This is a genomic window from Amphibacillus cookii (assembly GCF_016908375.1).
Classification (GTDB): Bacteria; Bacillota; Bacilli; order Bacillales; family Amphibacillaceae; genus Amphibacillus_C; species Amphibacillus_C cookii.
The window spans coordinates 444364-459708 of record NZ_JAFBDS010000001.1 but is presented as its reverse complement, the minus strand read 5'-3'; the positions used below and the strand labels follow the sequence as shown (position 1 = coordinate 459708).

The following is a 15345-nucleotide window of genomic DNA, read 5'->3' as shown; positions in this document are numbered from 1 at the left end:
CTATTTTGAGACGGGTGTTTTTCGGACAGTTATCTGTGAGAAAATAGACAACTTAAATATGCCAAAAACACGGATTTAGTTCCATTTCTTGTCGTCATTTGTTAAAATAAAGAGAGCATTAAATTAGGCAAAATCGAGGTGGTTTTCATGCGCTTTATCATTACGGCTTTATGGTCCTTTGCTATTAGTCTTGTGCTTGGATATGTGCTCACCAGTATGGGTGGCTATGAATTTGAAATAATTCCCGTTTTGGGAATGACCATTGTATTTAGTTTAGTCGGTTTTTTAGTCGGTGAGAAATTAATTGATAAACATTAAAAACTCACATTCGCTGCTCTTTAGCTATGTGTTCACTTTCCCTATACTTGGTCTTGTTTATGCATTTCTAAATGCGTTAATAAAGCAAATAGCCCCTTGCCCTAGAGGCAAGGGGTAGCTATGTTAAAACCAAGGCAAAACACTTAGTGCAGTTAAAGCTGCTAAAGGCAAGACCAATCTTCGAAATGGTGCGGGTCTTGGACCATATCCCGGATATCCACCATATCCCGGATATCCTCCGTATGGCGGTCTTGGTCCCGGACCATATGGTGGTCTCGGACCTGGACCATATGGCGGTCTTGGACCTGGACCATAGCCAGTTCCATAGCCGATTCCATAAGGGCTGATTTGACGTTCTTCATCACGTGACATACTATGTTCTTGTGCAGGGACTGCTAAATAAACATATTGATCATCAAGGTCAGTAATAATACCATCTATCTGTTCGCCACTTGTCGTCTGAAATAATACATAGTGATGCATATGTTTCTTACATAAATCATAAATATGGTGTTGGTGTTGCATCTAGATCCCTCCCTTTCTCATCAATAGCCTATGCCCAACAAAAAAAAATGTGACACGGTCACACATCTTGGAGGAATAAATGATGATATTTATCGAACAATTTACTCGAATTATCCAATATATTTTCTTCGGTTTTGTACAAGGTTTTACAGAACCGATTCCAATCTCATCTAGTGGACACCTTGTTATTGTACAAGATTTGTTCGGATTAAAAATGGAGAATTTATCGTTTGAAATTTTAGTTAATTTTGCTTCACTTATTGCTGTAGTAATTATTTATTGGGATGACATTATCCGTCTAGCTAGAAACGGTTTAAACTATATTATTAAGAAAGATCATTTAAGCAAATCCGAATTCGACTTTATTCTCTATTTAATTGTTGCAACCATTCCTGCAGGCGTAGTAGGTATATTGTTCGAGGATGTCATTGCGAGTACATTTAGTACAGCTAAAATGGTTGGGGTCACATTAATTGTTACCGGGTTTGCGTTATGGATCATTCGTAATTTACGTGGTCAAAAGGCAGAAGGAGATTTAACTTTAAAAGATGCCATTATTGTTGGGCTAGCTCAATCCGTTGCTTTAATTCCCGGCATCAGTAGGTCTGGAGCAACGATAGTTGCGGCCATGTTATTAGGCATGAAGCAAGCAACGGCTCTTAGGTTTTCTTTTTTGCTTTACATACCTGTAAGCCTGGGAACGTTAATCCTTTCAGTTGATCAATTATTTGACGATCAATTTCCTATATTATGGCCGGCATATTTGCTTGCCTTTATTACAGCAGCAATAGCTACTTATTTCTCACTACGCTGGTTTATGAATATTATGGCTCGCGGAAATCTGATTTACTTTTCAATTTATTGTTTTGTAGTAGGAATTTTCGCTTTTATTGTTTTATAATTTACTCAACTTTCTCATCTGAATTTTCAGGTTCAGCCAAGATAGCATAAGGGTAAATTGAATATTAAATATAAGCGTTGCGTTTGAATATAGATTTTCAATTGAGGAGTGATCTTTGCGACTCAATTTAGCTGAAGCCATCCCCGCGAAAAGCGAATCCCTTGCTTTTCGGAACGAAATAGCGTGCTAAACGTATAGGAAGGTCGCATGCCGCACATCCATGCAGAAGTAATGGCAACAAGCCTATTGAATACTGAGTCTATTAAACACGATCAAGGTTGAATGACTATTTTCAGTGTGCGAAAGTTGAGTAATTGAGTTCATCCTCATCCATTGATGGGATTTGGTTACGTTCTAGTCGCAACTACCTATTTCTAAGGAGTGTCTGTGTTGGAGAAAATATTAAAGCTTAATCATTTACCTAAAAAAATAGCAAACTACTTAACTGCACCTGATCGTATAATCCCTCTAAAAAAGCAAGCCTTTCTTTTTCAGCAAGGGGAGCCAGTAAAAGAACTATATGTGTTGCTAAGTGGCAAGATTATGGTTGGAAAAACATCTCCAGATGGACGCGAATTAACATTAAGGTTGTGTGGCGCTGGCGACCTTGTTGGAGAAATAATAGTAGACGACTTGCCCACACATTATTTGGTTGATGCTAAAGTAACAGAACCAGGTGAAGTCGCTGTATTTAATCAAAAAAAATTAAATGATGCGCTAATCAGTGATCCAGAAGCAATGTTAAGCTTTCTTAATTTTGCAAACGTGCAATATCGTAAAGATCAAACCAAATTTCGTGACCTTGTTTTACACGGTAAAAAAGGGGCATTGTACTCAACTTTAATCCGTTTATCAAATAGTTATGGTAAAAAGAAAGATCATGGCATCTATTTAGATATCAACTTAACCAATCAGGAGCTTGCAAATTTTTGTGCAACATCGAGAGAATCTGTTAATCGTTTGCTTAATGAGTTGAAGCGCCAAAATATTATTGATATTGATCAAGGACGGATTACCATCTTAAATCTCAGGTTCTTAAAAAAAGCGATTAATTGTGAGAACTGTCCCATTGTGCTTTGCACGATTAATTAACTAAAGCCAAGTGACCGATGTACTGAAGTGAATCAACTGAAATGATGGACCCATTGTTTGCTATTAAGAATTCGGAACTCCATATTTTTTTTGAAGAATAGGCGAAATGGCTCCACCTATTTAGAACATTAATAAGGGCTTTGCACTTAATCATGCAAAGCCCTCAGTTATTTGACAAAGAACCTAATTAATCAGGGATACCTAAAGCAATTTTGGCATACCTTGACATACGATCTTTACTCCATGGTGGTGACCAAACAATATTAACCTCTGTATCTTTTACTTCTGGAATATCCGATAATGCCCTTTTAACATCTTGTTCTATATGCCCAGCTAGTGGACAGCCCATAGCTGTTAACGTCATCGTTACAACAGCGGTCCCATCTTCATTTAATTCTACACCATAAATAAGACCTAAATTAACAATATCAATACCGAGCTCTGGGTCAATCACATTTTCCAGTGCACCGAGTAAATTTTCTTGCAATGCATCTTCCATTTGTCTCGCTCCTTTAACGATAAAATATATGACCTTAAATTGAATCCCTGTAACTGTATTAACAGTCAACACATAACTATAATCATTCGCTCGATCTTAGCGAACCGTTTTACTTATACTTAAACAGCTGACTTATTTTATAAATAAAACGTGATAACTATAGTATAAACAAAAATGTTTAAAAATTAAAATATTATCATTACTTGATTATAACCTTCCGTGGCATATAAAGTAAAATGATCAATATCTCGAGTAAGCTATTCATCAGCATGGATTAGCATTTCTTTCGTTTAACTTTGGTTAATAAAATATATTTGACTTTACAGCCTACAGAAACTTCATTACACTATATTTACGGAGAATGGGGTGAAAATATTGAATAATAAAACACATTTAATTGCACTTGACCTTGATGGTACATTGTTGACAGATAATCAAACAGTTAGTGAAAGGTCAAAAAAGATCATTCAAAAGGTACGTGAATTAGGTCATATCGTCGTTATCGCTACTGGTCGTCCTCACCGCGCTAGCCTCGATTACTACAATGAACTCAAGTTAGATACCCCGATGATTAATTTCAATGGGGCTTATCTACATCATCCAACTGATCAAAAGTGGAAAGTCTTACATAGTCCTTTACCTCTTAGAACAGCCAAAAGCATTGTGCAAACCTGTTATGATATGAAAGTTCAAAACATTATGGCAGAAGTGTTAAGTGACGTTTATATTGATCGTTATGACACAAAGTTAATGGAAATCGTCCACACCAGTAAAGAAGAAAATCCCATTCAAATTGGAAGCTTAAAAAACCAATTAAAGGAGGATCCGACCTCTTTACTAATTCATCCTCGTGATGAACATATCGTTGAATTACGAAAAAACCTTGATCGCGATCATGCATCAGTTATTGAACACCGTAAATGGGGTGCGCCGTGGAATATGATTGAAATTGTCAGAAAAGGCATGAACAAAGCTGTGGCATTACAGCGTATTGCACATTATTATCACATTGAGCCAAGTCAGATTTTAGCATTTGGAGATGAAGATAATGACTTAGAAATGTTGGACTATGCGGGAGTAGGTGTAGCAATGGGAAATGCCATTGCGGAATTAAAGGCTGTTGCCAAGCATGAAACAAAAACAAATCAACAAGATGGGGTTGCTGATTTTATTGAACGTTATTTTCAGATCGATCATAATTAATCATTGATCTAGCCACCTTTCCCTAAAAGTATATCGTTTAAAATGACGGCCAGTTAATTTAGATGCTCTTGATTTCTGTTCAAGAGCATTTTGATTTTAATTTAAATCATTTACCTATTATTGATGGCTATGTATTCAAAAAAGACACAAAGTAACAAATGTTTTACCACAACAAAAAGCTTACCTCTTTTTCCTTTGTCTAAGATTTGCTAAACTGTTAGTGAGAACGTAAAAAGGAGGAATATTTAATGGCAGTTATTGCGGAAGCCACCCCAAATCCTAATGCAATGAAATTCACATCCAATAAACAGATTTTTCAAGGTGATACAAGTATCTCAATTTTGCCTGGACAAGCAAGCGAATATGAAATTTTGAACCAGTTAATCGCGTTAGATGGTGTTGACAATGTATTTGGCTATCAGTTTTTTATTACGATTAACAAGAGCTTTGATGCAAATTGGGATGAGTTAATTCCAAAAGTCGAAGAAATTATGCAACACCACGGTTATTAAAATGAATTCAATTTAAAAAATGACATTTGCTCACCTTTTGAGCAAGTGTCATTTTTTATTATTCATATTTTTATCTATGTCATCTGTTAATTTACTGATTTGCTATAAGATAATCTCTGGTAGTATTCCAATTTCCTTACCTACTTCAATTGCTTCTGCACGAGAGGATACATGCATTTTTTGAAATATTTTTGTTAAATGTCGCTCTACAGTACGTCTGCTCATCTTAATCTGATCAGCAATTTCATCATTTGACTTCCCTTTGTCGACTAGAAATATAATTTCCTGTTCGATTTCTGTCAATGTGACTTGCTCCCCGTTTTGCAATCTTACTTTATGATCTGTTCGCTGTACTTCATTTAACCACTTTGCTGGAATCACGGCTAGATCCATTAAGGCACATTTCACTGCTTGGACCAATTGATCATTCGAGTAACTTTTACTCAAGAAACCGATCACCCCCAAGTCAACGAGTCTGTTAAAATAAGCTGCTGTGTCATAACCTGTATAAATCATCACACGTGCGTCACGATGACGTAGCAAAATAGCTTTCGTTAATTCAATGCCATTTTGATCAGGCATATTTAGATCGATAATGTAAAGATCATACTGTTTAGAAGTTAAGGACACTAATGCATCACTAGCACAAGAAACAAATTCAACAACTAATTCTGGCTCATCTGATAATAAACGTTTTGTACCTTCACCAACCATGACATGATCATCCACGATTAGAATATGTTTCATAAATGTTCCCTCCCTCATGATAAGGAATGAAAATCGTCATCCTCACTCCCTTATTTCTAGCTGTTTCTAAGTTAATATCCCCACTTAAACTACGAACTCTTTCTTTAATTGATAATAAGCCCATGTTTGTATCAACGGTATGGTACTCATTAGCAGCGATACCAATGCCATCATCTTTATATTCAAGCTTTACGCGATCCCCCTGATCTACCAAGACAATCCATACCGATTTGGCTTGTGCGTGTTTACGCGCATTATTTAACCATTCCTGTACAATACGATAAATTGCCATTTTTAAATCTAGCGGTTGAACTAGATCTGTCTTTATATTGGTATGAAAAGTTAATGCACTATTCGATTGCAATCGAAATTTATTGATTAATTCATTTATTGCATCAATTAAGCCAATTTCACTCAATATGGTTGGGTATAGAAATGTACATGTTTCCCTTATTTCAAAAATGATGTCTTTAACCTCTTCTTCAATAGCTTGAAGTGTATTTTGTTTTGTTAGCTCATCTGTTTCCAATTGAACAGCCTCTAGGCGACGTCGCAATATAATTAAGTCTTGAAGAAATGTATCATGAATATCACTTGCTAAAGAACGTCTTTCATTTTCAGACCAGTGAAAAAGTAAACGCGATAGCCATTCCTTATCACCAATCGTTTGAGCATTCTCTATCTCTTTTAACAAATCCTCTACTTTCAATTGATTCTCTATCGCCAAATTGGCGAACTGAGCTAAGCTTGATAGCCAATCATATTGCTCCTTAGATAACGTGTCGTTTTTTAATGCTATAAATAAAATAGTAAAATGCCCCTCATACCAAGCCAGAGGCACGGCATATAAATTTTGTTTGCCGATCACCTTTCCAATATCAAACGTCTGTCCGTGATAACTACGTAACAGCGGCGTGTAGATAGCGGGTACACTACTTTGATTAGGGTCAGGATAAGTGCGTCCAATTTCTGTCACTATATCCGTTTGGATAACAGCTAATACCTCCTCAACTTCACGCTTGACAGCATAAATAATCTGCTGCCTGCTTTTTTCATGCTTCATTGCCTCACTAAACCGATATAGGCTCGCTTGATAATTATCTCGAGAAACAAATAAATACGATCTCAAGTAATGGTCCAACTGTCTTTTAATAAACAAGAATAGCAGGGTCAGTAGAAATGTTAAAGCAAAAAAGGGAATCACATGTCTAGACTGCGTTTCTTGGTAATGCATCAACAAATAAATAAGGGTAATAACCATTGAAAACAAAAAAGCTAAAACCATATAATATGGGAGTTGATTAATCTTGAATTTAAATATATATAATTGGTCGGATACAAGCATATACAAAAAGCCTGCTGGAATAAAGAATAAAAATACATTAGCTAGTTCAGAAGGAATAATTGGTTGTCCAAGTATCATTAAAGGCACAATAAATAAGAATAAAAATGGTGCAGTTGCCGCTCCAATAGATAAAAAGATACCATGTAGCGTATCAATAATAGCGTCATCTCTTAAATGGACCAGCCCCCTTATAAGTTGAAAAAACAAGGTAACCATAATAATAATAAAACACAACAAGACCATCATATTGTCTAATGAACGATGGTTAGAAATAAAACTTGATATAATACCAGTAAAAGCAAATAAATATGAGAAATAAATCGGCCTGCTTGTGAACCATTGCTTATCTTTTTCCCTAAAAAAATGATAAATGAAGTGAAAAAATAAAGTGGGTGATAACAGAAATACAATAACCCTAATCATTTCAGCCAAAGGATTTAATTTTAAAGCTAAACTTGACGAGGAATAAGCAAGACTAACGATTAGTGTCATTGCAATTAATAAGCACGCACTTGGTTCAGTTGGGTTTCGCCGATAAATAATCAATGAAACGAAACTGCTAAATAGAAAATATAATAAAGGTAGCATTAAATAAAAAAGATATTGCGCATAAATATCTGCATTATAATCAACTTTATAACGCGAATACTCACCTTCTCGTTCAACGATTATAAATTCAGCTCCCTCAACCTCACCATGAGTCTGTACAGTAGGATATTGACCTACAGGTTGATGATCAACATATATCACCCGATCACCAATGTCAATATGACTTGCTTTGGCCCACCCTAACCGGTGTAAGTCAGAGACCTGATAGGTTTCTTCTGTCACCTGTGATACAGTCATCCCTATATAAGGGTGAAAGTTGTTGACCATAATATAAATTTGTAGTAGCAAAATAATAGCAACAAATGCGATTATTTTATTTTGGTTTAATTTTTTTTGGATGTCTTCCTTCATGTCAAACCTATCCTTCCTACTATAAAAGAGCTTCTTTCTTTTTATCACAGATAACCATCCGTAAAACACCCACCTCAAAATAGAGTGCAAAGCAAATTTATTTAGGCGAGTGATAACGGACGCTAATGTTCGGATTCACTCAACGAAAAAAAGAGGATTACAGACTAAGATCGCCACGTCCTGTGGCAACGTCTGCATGACCTACATCCTGTAGGCCCACGTCTGCATAACCTACATCCTGTAGCTCTCCGCCCACAGATTAAAGGTTCGTTTTATATGTTAAATTCCACATCAATACCCTAATTCCATACTACTTACCTGAGTGTAGAAAATACTAGCGTTTAACCTCGATGAGTTAAGTATATAACTTAAAATATAAGAAAAAAAGCCCAGACTTTGTGTTTAAGTCTAGAGCTTGAACATTCATTACCTTTGTCGAAATATGCATTAGGGGAAGGTAATGGTATCATGTGCCTAAGCACGATAAGTTGATAATTAAATCATATCACATCCCCTTATAAAAAGAACCGACAGTTTTTAAATTAAACCGCCACCTGGTGTCGGTTTTACAAATGCGGGTATTTTTTACTAATGATCTTTTCTAAAAAAGCCAAATACACCAGCGGTATGGATAATGTTCGTAAATGCTTCTGGATCGACTTCATTAATAATTCGCTCCAAATCATATAACTCATAACGTGTAATAACAAGGACAAGCATGGATTTATCTTCCCTCGTATATGCGCCACGCGCAGGTAAAATAGTCATTCCTCGAACGACTTTTTCATGGATCGCTTTTTGAAGCTCATCTGTCTTCTTCGTCACAATCATGGCTGTCACCTTTTCATGACGTGTATGTAGACCATCAACGACCCTTGTCGTTACATAAAGGGCTAACAAAGTATATAGTGCGTTTTCTGGTTCATTCAACAGACCCGCGAAAAAAATGATAATACCATTGACAATCATTAAATAGCTACCAATTGGCTTATCCTTCATTCGAGAAAGTACCATCGCAAGTATGTCAGAACCACCAGTAGATGCCCCCCATTTCAAGGTAATCCCAACACCAAATCCGCCTAACACACCACCAAAAACGGCATTTAACATAATGTCATTAGAAAAAGATTGAACTGGAATTAACTCTAAGAAGAATGTCGTCATAAGAACAGATAAAATACTATATACGGTAAAATGACGTCCAACTTTAAACCAGCCTAATATACCGACAGGAACATTTAAAAGTAGAAGCCATATCCCTGTACTAATAAAATCAACGTTTAAAAAATCCGAAAAAATCGTAGATAGCAACTGAGCAAAACCTGTAAAACCACTGGCATAAACATCCGCACTAATAAAGAAAAAGTTTAATGCGATTGCATTAATTAATGCACCAAGAATGACAATGATAATTCGTTTGGCCTCAAAGATAAACATCGATTAGTCCCTCCTATCAACGACTTATGATAAATATTACCCCAGCATGACGACAATTAATCCCTTTTGACTATATTATCGCATTTTGGATAATTTAATAAAATACACTTTGACGAATGCCACCGCTAACTATAAACTAGAACTAATGGTTATGCAATATTCTTAAGTTATTTTTTTTAAAGAATTAATCATCATTAATTGGAGGGAAACACATGGATGTTCAAATTATCGCTGATTCTGCTTGCGACTTAAGTGAAGAAGATTATCAAACATATCAAATTGAACGTGTCAGTTTGGCGGTCATGATGGATAATAAACATTACCTAGATGGTCAAACGATTTCTGCTAAAAGAATTTATGATGAGATGCGTGATGGTAAGGCCCCTAAAACATCGCAAGTTTCACCTGAAGACTTTAAAACTGCCTTTACCAAGTACGCTAAAAAAAATCAACCTTGTCTTTATTTAGCATTTTCTTCTGAATTATCTGGAACATATCAATCTGCAACGATAGCAGCGAAAGATGTACAAGAAGATTATCCAGAATGGCAACTACAAATTATTGATACGAAGTGTGCTTCATTTGGTTACGGACTTGTCGTCCTTAGGGCTGCAGAACTCGCCAAACAACAACGGTCCTTAGAGGAGATAACAGCCTCATCCAAGTATTACGCAGACCATATGGAACACATCTTTACCGTTGATGACCTCGAGTATTTATATCGTGGAGGACGTGTCAGTAAATCAGCTGCTTTTGTTGGGACATTGCTTAAGATCAAGCCACTTCTGCATATGGAAGATGGCAAGCTTATTCCGTTAGAAAAAATTAGAGGATCGAAAAAAGTATTCCAACGCATGCTTACCATTATGGAAGAGCGTGGAACAGATTTTAGCAATCAGACCATCGGCATTAGTCATGGTGACGCTTTAGAGACGGCAGAACACCTGGCTGAGATGATTAAAGCACGCTTTACCGTGAAAGAGATAAAAATTAGAATGGTAGGTTCAAGCATCGGTGCCCATTCTGGACCTGGTACGATCGCTTTATTCTTTTCTAATGAAAAATATCAGTAATTCAGTCGGTTTCATCACTATATCATCTTGACTTCGTTCAAGTAAAAATGTTAGTTTTCTTTTGTATAGGCAACTTTAGGTTATCAAAAGAAAGGAATTAGGTGTGTTTTTTTGACTTCTTTTGAAGCCTTGATAGAGTAAATGACACCACCACATTTAGATAGAGCCAATTTTATACTTCACTAACGTGAAATGCAAAGACCCACTGCCAGTATTTCAGTGGGTCTTCTAAGCATAAATGCTTTTTTTATTGTTCTATTTGTACTTGGTAATGGCGTAACCAATAATCAAATTGGCCAAGGTAAGCTAACAACTGCGGCCCTTTCATCAACTGACCAAACCATGGTTCATCTATAGATTGACCTTTACTTAAAACAAGCTGTTCAATTTGCGACCGCTCAAACACTTCAAACAGTCGTGATTCTGAATCGACTAATAAATCTTGGATCCATTTAACCATGGCTTCCGTAAAATAAGGATGGTATGTTTTTGGGTATGGACTCTTCTTACGTGCTAAAATAGGTTCAGGAAGCAAATCTTTCAAAGCTTGACGCAAGATCCCCTTCTCCTGGTTGCCCACGTTCTTCAATGCCCACGGAATATTCCACACATATTCAACCAAGTGGTGATCACTAAAGGGCACACGCGCTTCAAATCCTACCGCCATACTCATACGATCTTTTCGTTCCAATAATGTCGACATAAAGCTCTCCATATTTAAATAAAATAACTCACGGCGTCGTGCTTCTAATGGCGTATCAAATTCACATCGAGGTGTCTGATCAATAATTGATTGATAACGTTCAAGACGATAATGATCTAAATCTAATCGTTGCTGCCAGTCTGAACGAATTAATTGATTTCGCAATTGCTTAGAACGAATCCATGGGAACCCTTCTCGCTCTAAGTCATCTTCTCGATAAAACCATGGATAACCACCAAATATTTCGTCAGCACATTCGCCAGAAAGCGCGACAGTAACATGCTTTTTCGTCTGCTGACATAACCACAATAATGAACCATCCACATCTGCCATGCCCGGTAAATCTCTTGCCAATACGGCTTTCTTTAGCGTTGCGACTAATGTTGATTGATCCAACACAAAGGTATGATGATCTGTTTGATAACGCTCGACTACTAATGGTAAGAAATCTTGATCTCGTGTAGGTTGAAAATCATTACCTTGAAAAAATTGAGCATTATCTGAGAAATCAATCGAAAAAGTTTGGAGTTTTTCATTTCTGAGTTGCTTTAAGTACCGTGCTGCTATTGCCGTAATAGCACTTGAATCGATCCCACCAGACAGAAACGTTCCAATCGGCACATCTGAAACTAATTGTCTTTCCACAGCATCTATTAATAACGACTTAACACGCTCAATCGTATCTGCTTCAGAATCCATATGTTTAGCACTTTTGACTTGCCAATAGCGTGATTGCTCCATACCTTCTTCTCTTACCCAAAGATAATGACCTGCTTTCACTTCAAAAACATCTTTAAATACCCCGTGTCCAGATGTTCGTGATGGACCAATCGCTAACAATTCCTGCAAACCCGAACGGTCAATAATAGGTTTAATCTCTCGATGGGCTAAAATACCCTTTAACTCAGAAGCAAAAATAAAGGTATTGTTCTTGATTGTATAAAATAACGGTTTTACTCCCAAACGATCTCTTGCAACAAATACCGCTTCTTTCTCTGGATCCCAAATCGCAAATGCAAAAATACCATCTAAATGTTGCAATGCTTCTTCTCGCCATTCTATATAGCTTTTAAGTAAAACCTCAGTATCTGAATGTGATTCAAATCTCCACCCTAACGCCTTTAATTCTAAACGAACCTGATCCGTATTATATAATTCACCATTATAGATCATCGTAAAGCGAAGTCCATTTACTTCGGCTGTCATTGGCTGACAGCCTCCAGCAGGATCAACAACAATAAGTCGGCGATGACCAAAGGCAACGACTTGATTAAACCATGATGACGTTTGATCAGGTCCACGATGTGTTAAAGCACGAGTCATTTGTTCCACATTATCGACATGATCAAATACACCCGTTACAAAATTTACACATCCCGCTATACCACACATTCTTTTTACCCCTCTCGCTTTGCTAGTTCTGATTATATATATGCCCAGCTTGATAAGAGGTGCCTATGTTTTAAAAATCAAATAGCACAACAACAATTTACATTTTACATCATTCTTTTAAAACACACGCTATTGCTCAATTAAAATAAACGACATCTGTTTTTAAAAAAACAGTCATACTTGCGTAAAGAAACTTCTAAACTAATAAAGAGAGAGAAACCTCAAGAACCGAGTACCAGAGCAATGACTAACATGACCCCATTGCACCATAAAACGAACCTTTAATCTGTGGGCGGAGAGCTACAGGATGTAGGTTATGCAGACGTGGGCCTACAGGATGTAGGTCATGCAGACGTTGCCACAGGACGTGGGTTGCCACAGGACGTGGCGATCTTAGTCTGTAATCCTTCTTAAAGATGTGATGGACGTTTATCTGTAATAAAGTGATCCATTTACAACAAGTAAAATAATCGCTCGCAACCAACTGATAACATGTAAATGAATATAAAAGATAAGGGCACCTCCTTTATCTGTTTCATTTCACATCTAAACAGATTTAAACAGTTGCTTGTCATACAAGTGGCAGATCTCAGATAAAAAGATAATAATAATGTGGAAATAAGAGCGTATTTAAGCTCAAATTAGATGACACAGTTACATGCTCCCTGCATAGATTAATATACGAGGGGGAATGATTATGCCGGCAATTGTTGGTGCTATCAAAGTTCAAGCGATTTCAACGTCTAGCATTCTCCACGTTGGTGATGTGTACATGATTCATCCATATGCTGAAGTTAAAACATTTGCTGGTGGTGGGTCCTTTAATACGGGTGCTAACATTGAAGTTCATTTAGGTAAAGCCCAAACGATTCTTCATGATCAAGATCAGTTTGATCAAGTCATTGCCGGTAACTTGGGGTAGCGATATGCTAATACAACAATCCATAGTTATTCAGCAAATTAGAATTGGATCGATTTCAAATGCCTCGATTGTACAAATTGGTACAACAGGAACATGGCAAGCCTATGCAGATTTAAATAATACCGGACAATTTAAAGGCGTTTTAGACCAGCCCGAATTTGATGCACCTATTGTTCCATTAGCTCCACCTTCTATGTAAAGGAGTTCAGTATATGAATCATAATATATGGTATTATATTCAACAGCAAATGCTGTTAATTGAACAACTTCAGCAAAGACTAACTGAATTAGAAAAACAGATTGATTCACAATCAGGCACACGTATTGAAAAAATAGAATATAAATTCGACCAATTAAAAATCGAGCGGCTTGAGGGCACCCTTCAAATCGGGATTACACCAGATGAAATTGAAAGTTTTTCTCAGGATAGCCCATTACATCAAGATCAACAGATTCAAGCTGATCTCTACAATTTATTACCTACAGAGTTAGATCGTTTTCTAGAACATTATCACATCGATTTAGCTGAGCAAGATAAAGCGTCAATTTTAACTGACTTGAACCAGCAATTACCGAAGCGAATTGCCTACTATCAAAATAAGCAATTATCAACTGACGAGATCAAACATGTTCTGATTAAAGATATGCGTCAGAGCTTAGCTGACCATTTTGAAGATAAGGGGGATGATGTTCACAATGGAAGTTCATAACCAACAATTAAAAGTTTGTTCCATTGATATAGATAATATTTCTGCTTCATCAAGTTTAATCGTTGGTGACAGTCAACAGATTCAATTATACGGTTACTTTGATACCCCACCAGACTCTTACGTTGTCTTAACTAATGAGGAAGAAGCATGACCGCCCGTACAGCCCATGTTAATTCCATCCGTATTATTGGGATCGCGTCATCGGCAATCGCAAACATTGGTGATTGTAAAGTAAGCCAACCTTATTCTCGCGAGATTGCTGTTCAAAAAATAGCAGGTATCACTGGAGAGGAAGCTGAACAATATGGTGATTACGGAATTTTTTCACGAAAAAATCCTAGATTTGTTGATCTCCCTAATCAACCAATTAGAATTATAAATGATAGGTCCGATATTACTGTCGACACTATCAATATTTTGGGTGTAAATTCAAGCTCACATTTTCAAATTGGTCAGTGTGATCGTATGCGAGCAGAAACACGGATTAAGCATATTCGTTATGTGTAACTAATTAAAAAGGATGTCGATATTATGCCAGCAATTGTTGGTCCGATTCAAATTATTGAAGTAGGTGGTGGGGTGATTAATTTTGGTGATAGCTTCTACTTATCACCAAAAAGCGCTGGGAAAACTGCAGCAGGTGCTGGAGCCTTTAATACAGGAAGTTTAATCAATACCAATAATGGGGTTAATGCAACAACGACGTATGACCCAGATCTTGCTGATCAAGTCATTGGTAGTAATGCATAATTGCTTCTATTGAAAAGAATCTATTTATTACAGATAACCGTCCGTAAAGCGCCCATATTCAAAATAGAGAAGATAGAGCATCTATTTTGTTCGGCGGGTGCTAACGGACGCTCATGTCGTCGTTCACTCAACCATCAATGGGTGGGTAAGCTCGTAGACTAAAACCGCCACGTCCTGTAGCCCTCCATCCACTGATTAAAGGTTCGTTTTATGATCGACTATAAAAAAAGCTTTGGATGCTAAATAGCACCCAAAG

General features: G+C 36.8%; 18 protein-coding genes. 12 read left to right on the top strand and 6 right to left on the bottom strand.

Features of this window, described 5'->3' with window-relative positions:
* Positions 1-147: 147 nt before the first annotated feature.
* Positions 148-318, top strand: coding sequence for a DUF2929 family protein (locus JOE23_RS01990; protein WP_017470563.1), 171 nt, complete (start codon positions 148-150; stop codon positions 316-318).
* 123 nt (positions 319-441) lie between these two features.
* Here JOE23_RS01990 and JOE23_RS01985 read toward each other — a convergent pair whose 3' ends face one another.
* The gene (locus JOE23_RS01985; RefSeq protein ID WP_204435613.1) at positions 442-843 is read right to left on the bottom strand and encodes a hypothetical protein; all 402 of its coding nucleotides are present in this window, start codon (positions 841-843) and stop codon (positions 442-444) included.
* A 91-nt stretch (positions 844-934) separates the two neighbouring features.
* Between JOE23_RS01985 and JOE23_RS01980 the strand changes: the two genes are divergently transcribed.
* Both JOE23_RS01980 and JOE23_RS01975 read left to right on the top strand, forming a co-directional pair.
* Complete coding sequence (locus JOE23_RS01980; protein ID WP_204435822.1) at positions 935-1744, top strand: undecaprenyl-diphosphate phosphatase; 810 nt, start codon at positions 935-937, stop codon at positions 1742-1744.
* Positions 1745-2134: 390 nt separating this feature from the next.
* Complete coding sequence (locus JOE23_RS01975) at positions 2135-2836, top strand: Crp/Fnr family transcriptional regulator (RefSeq protein WP_204435612.1); 702 nt, start codon at positions 2135-2137, stop codon at positions 2834-2836.
* 187 nt (positions 2837-3023) lie between these two features.
* On the opposite strand, the gene JOE23_RS01970 is transcribed toward JOE23_RS01975, so the two are convergent.
* Entirely contained in the window at positions 3024-3335 is a 312-nt protein-coding gene (locus JOE23_RS01970) for a metal-sulfur cluster assembly factor (protein ID WP_017470567.1), read from the bottom strand.
* Positions 3336-3710: 375 nt separating this feature from the next.
* Between JOE23_RS01970 and JOE23_RS01965 the strand changes: the two genes are divergently transcribed.
* Positions 3711-4538: a Cof-type HAD-IIB family hydrolase gene (locus tag JOE23_RS01965; RefSeq protein WP_204435611.1), complete on the top strand. Its 828-nt coding sequence runs from the start codon at positions 3711-3713 to the stop codon at positions 4536-4538.
* A gap of 248 nt (positions 4539-4786) precedes the next feature.
* Complete coding sequence (locus JOE23_RS01960; protein WP_204435610.1) at positions 4787-5050, top strand: NifU N-terminal domain-containing protein; 264 nt, start codon at positions 4787-4789, stop codon at positions 5048-5050.
* Between the two features lie 102 nt (positions 5051-5152).
* On the opposite strand, the gene JOE23_RS01955 is transcribed toward JOE23_RS01960, so the two are convergent.
* From JOE23_RS01955 to JOE23_RS01945, 3 genes are all read right to left on the bottom strand, one after another.
* Positions 5153-5797, bottom strand: coding sequence for a response regulator transcription factor (locus JOE23_RS01955; protein WP_204435609.1), 645 nt, complete (start codon positions 5795-5797; stop codon positions 5153-5155).
* A complete protein-coding gene (locus tag JOE23_RS01950; protein WP_204435608.1) occupies positions 5772-8102 on the bottom strand; it encodes a sensor histidine kinase in 2331 nt (776 codons plus the stop codon). Before JOE23_RS01950 ends, JOE23_RS01955 begins: the two co-directional genes overlap by 26 nt.
* Before the next feature lie 588 nt (positions 8103-8690).
* Positions 8691-9539 carry a YitT family protein gene (locus tag JOE23_RS01945; protein ID WP_204435607.1) on the bottom strand — a complete coding sequence of 283 codons (849 nt, stop codon included), beginning with the start codon at positions 9537-9539 and terminating at the stop codon, positions 8691-8693.
* Between the two features lie 212 nt (positions 9540-9751).
* On the opposite strand from JOE23_RS01945, the gene JOE23_RS01940 reads away from it, so the two are divergent.
* On the top strand, positions 9752-10612 hold the full coding sequence (locus JOE23_RS01940) for a DegV family protein (RefSeq protein WP_204435606.1): 861 nt from the start codon (positions 9752-9754) through the stop codon (positions 10610-10612).
* A gap of 247 nt (positions 10613-10859) precedes the next feature.
* Here JOE23_RS01940 and asnB read toward each other — a convergent pair whose 3' ends face one another.
* A complete protein-coding gene (gene asnB, locus JOE23_RS01935) occupies positions 10860-12707 on the bottom strand; it encodes an asparagine synthase (glutamine-hydrolyzing) (protein WP_204435605.1) in 1848 nt (615 codons plus the stop codon).
* A 697-nt stretch (positions 12708-13404) separates the two neighbouring features.
* Between asnB and JOE23_RS01930 the strand changes: the two genes are divergently transcribed.
* From JOE23_RS01930 to JOE23_RS01905, 6 genes are read left to right on the top strand one after another with little or no spacing between them, the layout of a single operon-like run.
* Positions 13405-13629: a spore germination protein gene (locus tag JOE23_RS01930; protein WP_204435604.1), complete on the top strand. Its 225-nt coding sequence runs from the start codon at positions 13405-13407 to the stop codon at positions 13627-13629.
* A 4-nt stretch (positions 13630-13633) separates the two neighbouring features.
* Positions 13634-13828, top strand: a complete 195-nt coding sequence (locus JOE23_RS01925) for a spore germination protein GerPB (RefSeq protein WP_204435603.1) — start codon at positions 13634-13636, stop codon at positions 13826-13828.
* Positions 13829-13841: 13 nt separating this feature from the next.
* Positions 13842-14339, top strand: coding sequence for a spore germination protein GerPC (gene gerPC / locus JOE23_RS01920; protein ID WP_204435602.1), 498 nt, complete (start codon positions 13842-13844; stop codon positions 14337-14339).
* On the top strand, positions 14326-14490 hold the full coding sequence (locus tag JOE23_RS01915) for a spore gernimation protein GerPD (protein ID WP_204435601.1): 165 nt from the start codon (positions 14326-14328) through the stop codon (positions 14488-14490). Before gerPC ends, JOE23_RS01915 begins: the two co-directional genes overlap by 14 nt.
* The gene (locus tag JOE23_RS01910; RefSeq protein WP_204435600.1) at positions 14487-14846 is read left to right on the top strand and encodes a spore germination protein GerPE; all 360 of its coding nucleotides are present in this window, start codon (positions 14487-14489) and stop codon (positions 14844-14846) included. The genes JOE23_RS01915 and JOE23_RS01910 overlap by 4 nt, the downstream gene beginning before the upstream one ends.
* Positions 14847-14870: 24 nt before the next feature.
* Entirely contained in the window at positions 14871-15089 is a 219-nt protein-coding gene (locus JOE23_RS01905; protein ID WP_017470581.1) for a spore germination protein, read from the top strand.
* The last annotated feature ends 256 nt before the right edge of the window (positions 15090-15345 follow it).

Coding starts and splice junctions, on each gene's coding strand:
- JOE23_RS01990 (WP_017470563.1), top strand. CDS start 148: ATGCGCTTTATCATTACGGCTTTATGGTCCTTTGCTATTAGTCTTGTG.
- JOE23_RS01985 (WP_204435613.1), bottom strand. CDS start 843: ATGCAACACCAACACCATATTTATGATTTATGTAAGAAACATATGCAT.
- JOE23_RS01970 (WP_017470567.1), bottom strand. CDS start 3,335: ATGGAAGATGCATTGCAAGAAAATTTACTCGGTGCACTGGAAAATGTG.
- JOE23_RS01960 (WP_204435610.1), top strand. CDS start 4,787: ATGGCAGTTATTGCGGAAGCCACCCCAAATCCTAATGCAATGAAATTC.
- JOE23_RS01955 (WP_204435609.1), bottom strand. CDS start 5,797: ATGAAACATATTCTAATCGTGGATGATCATGTCATGGTTGGTGAAGGT.
- JOE23_RS01950 (WP_204435608.1), bottom strand. CDS start 8,102: ATGAAGGAAGACATCCAAAAAAAATTAAACCAAAATAAAATAATCGCA.
- JOE23_RS01945 (WP_204435607.1), bottom strand. CDS start 9,539: ATGTTTATCTTTGAGGCCAAACGAATTATCATTGTCATTCTTGGTGCA.
- JOE23_RS01940 (WP_204435606.1), top strand. CDS start 9,752: ATGGATGTTCAAATTATCGCTGATTCTGCTTGCGACTTAAGTGAAGAA.
- asnB (WP_204435605.1), bottom strand. CDS start 12,707: ATGTGTGGTATAGCGGGATGTGTAAATTTTGTAACGGGTGTATTTGAT.
- JOE23_RS01930 (WP_204435604.1), top strand. CDS start 13,405: ATGCCGGCAATTGTTGGTGCTATCAAAGTTCAAGCGATTTCAACGTCT.
- JOE23_RS01925 (WP_204435603.1), top strand. CDS start 13,634: ATGCTAATACAACAATCCATAGTTATTCAGCAAATTAGAATTGGATCG.
- gerPC (WP_204435602.1), top strand. CDS start 13,842: ATGAATCATAATATATGGTATTATATTCAACAGCAAATGCTGTTAATT.
- JOE23_RS01915 (WP_204435601.1), top strand. CDS start 14,326: ATGGAAGTTCATAACCAACAATTAAAAGTTTGTTCCATTGATATAGAT.
- JOE23_RS01910 (WP_204435600.1), top strand. CDS start 14,487: ATGACCGCCCGTACAGCCCATGTTAATTCCATCCGTATTATTGGGATC.
- JOE23_RS01905 (WP_017470581.1), top strand. CDS start 14,871: ATGCCAGCAATTGTTGGTCCGATTCAAATTATTGAAGTAGGTGGTGGG.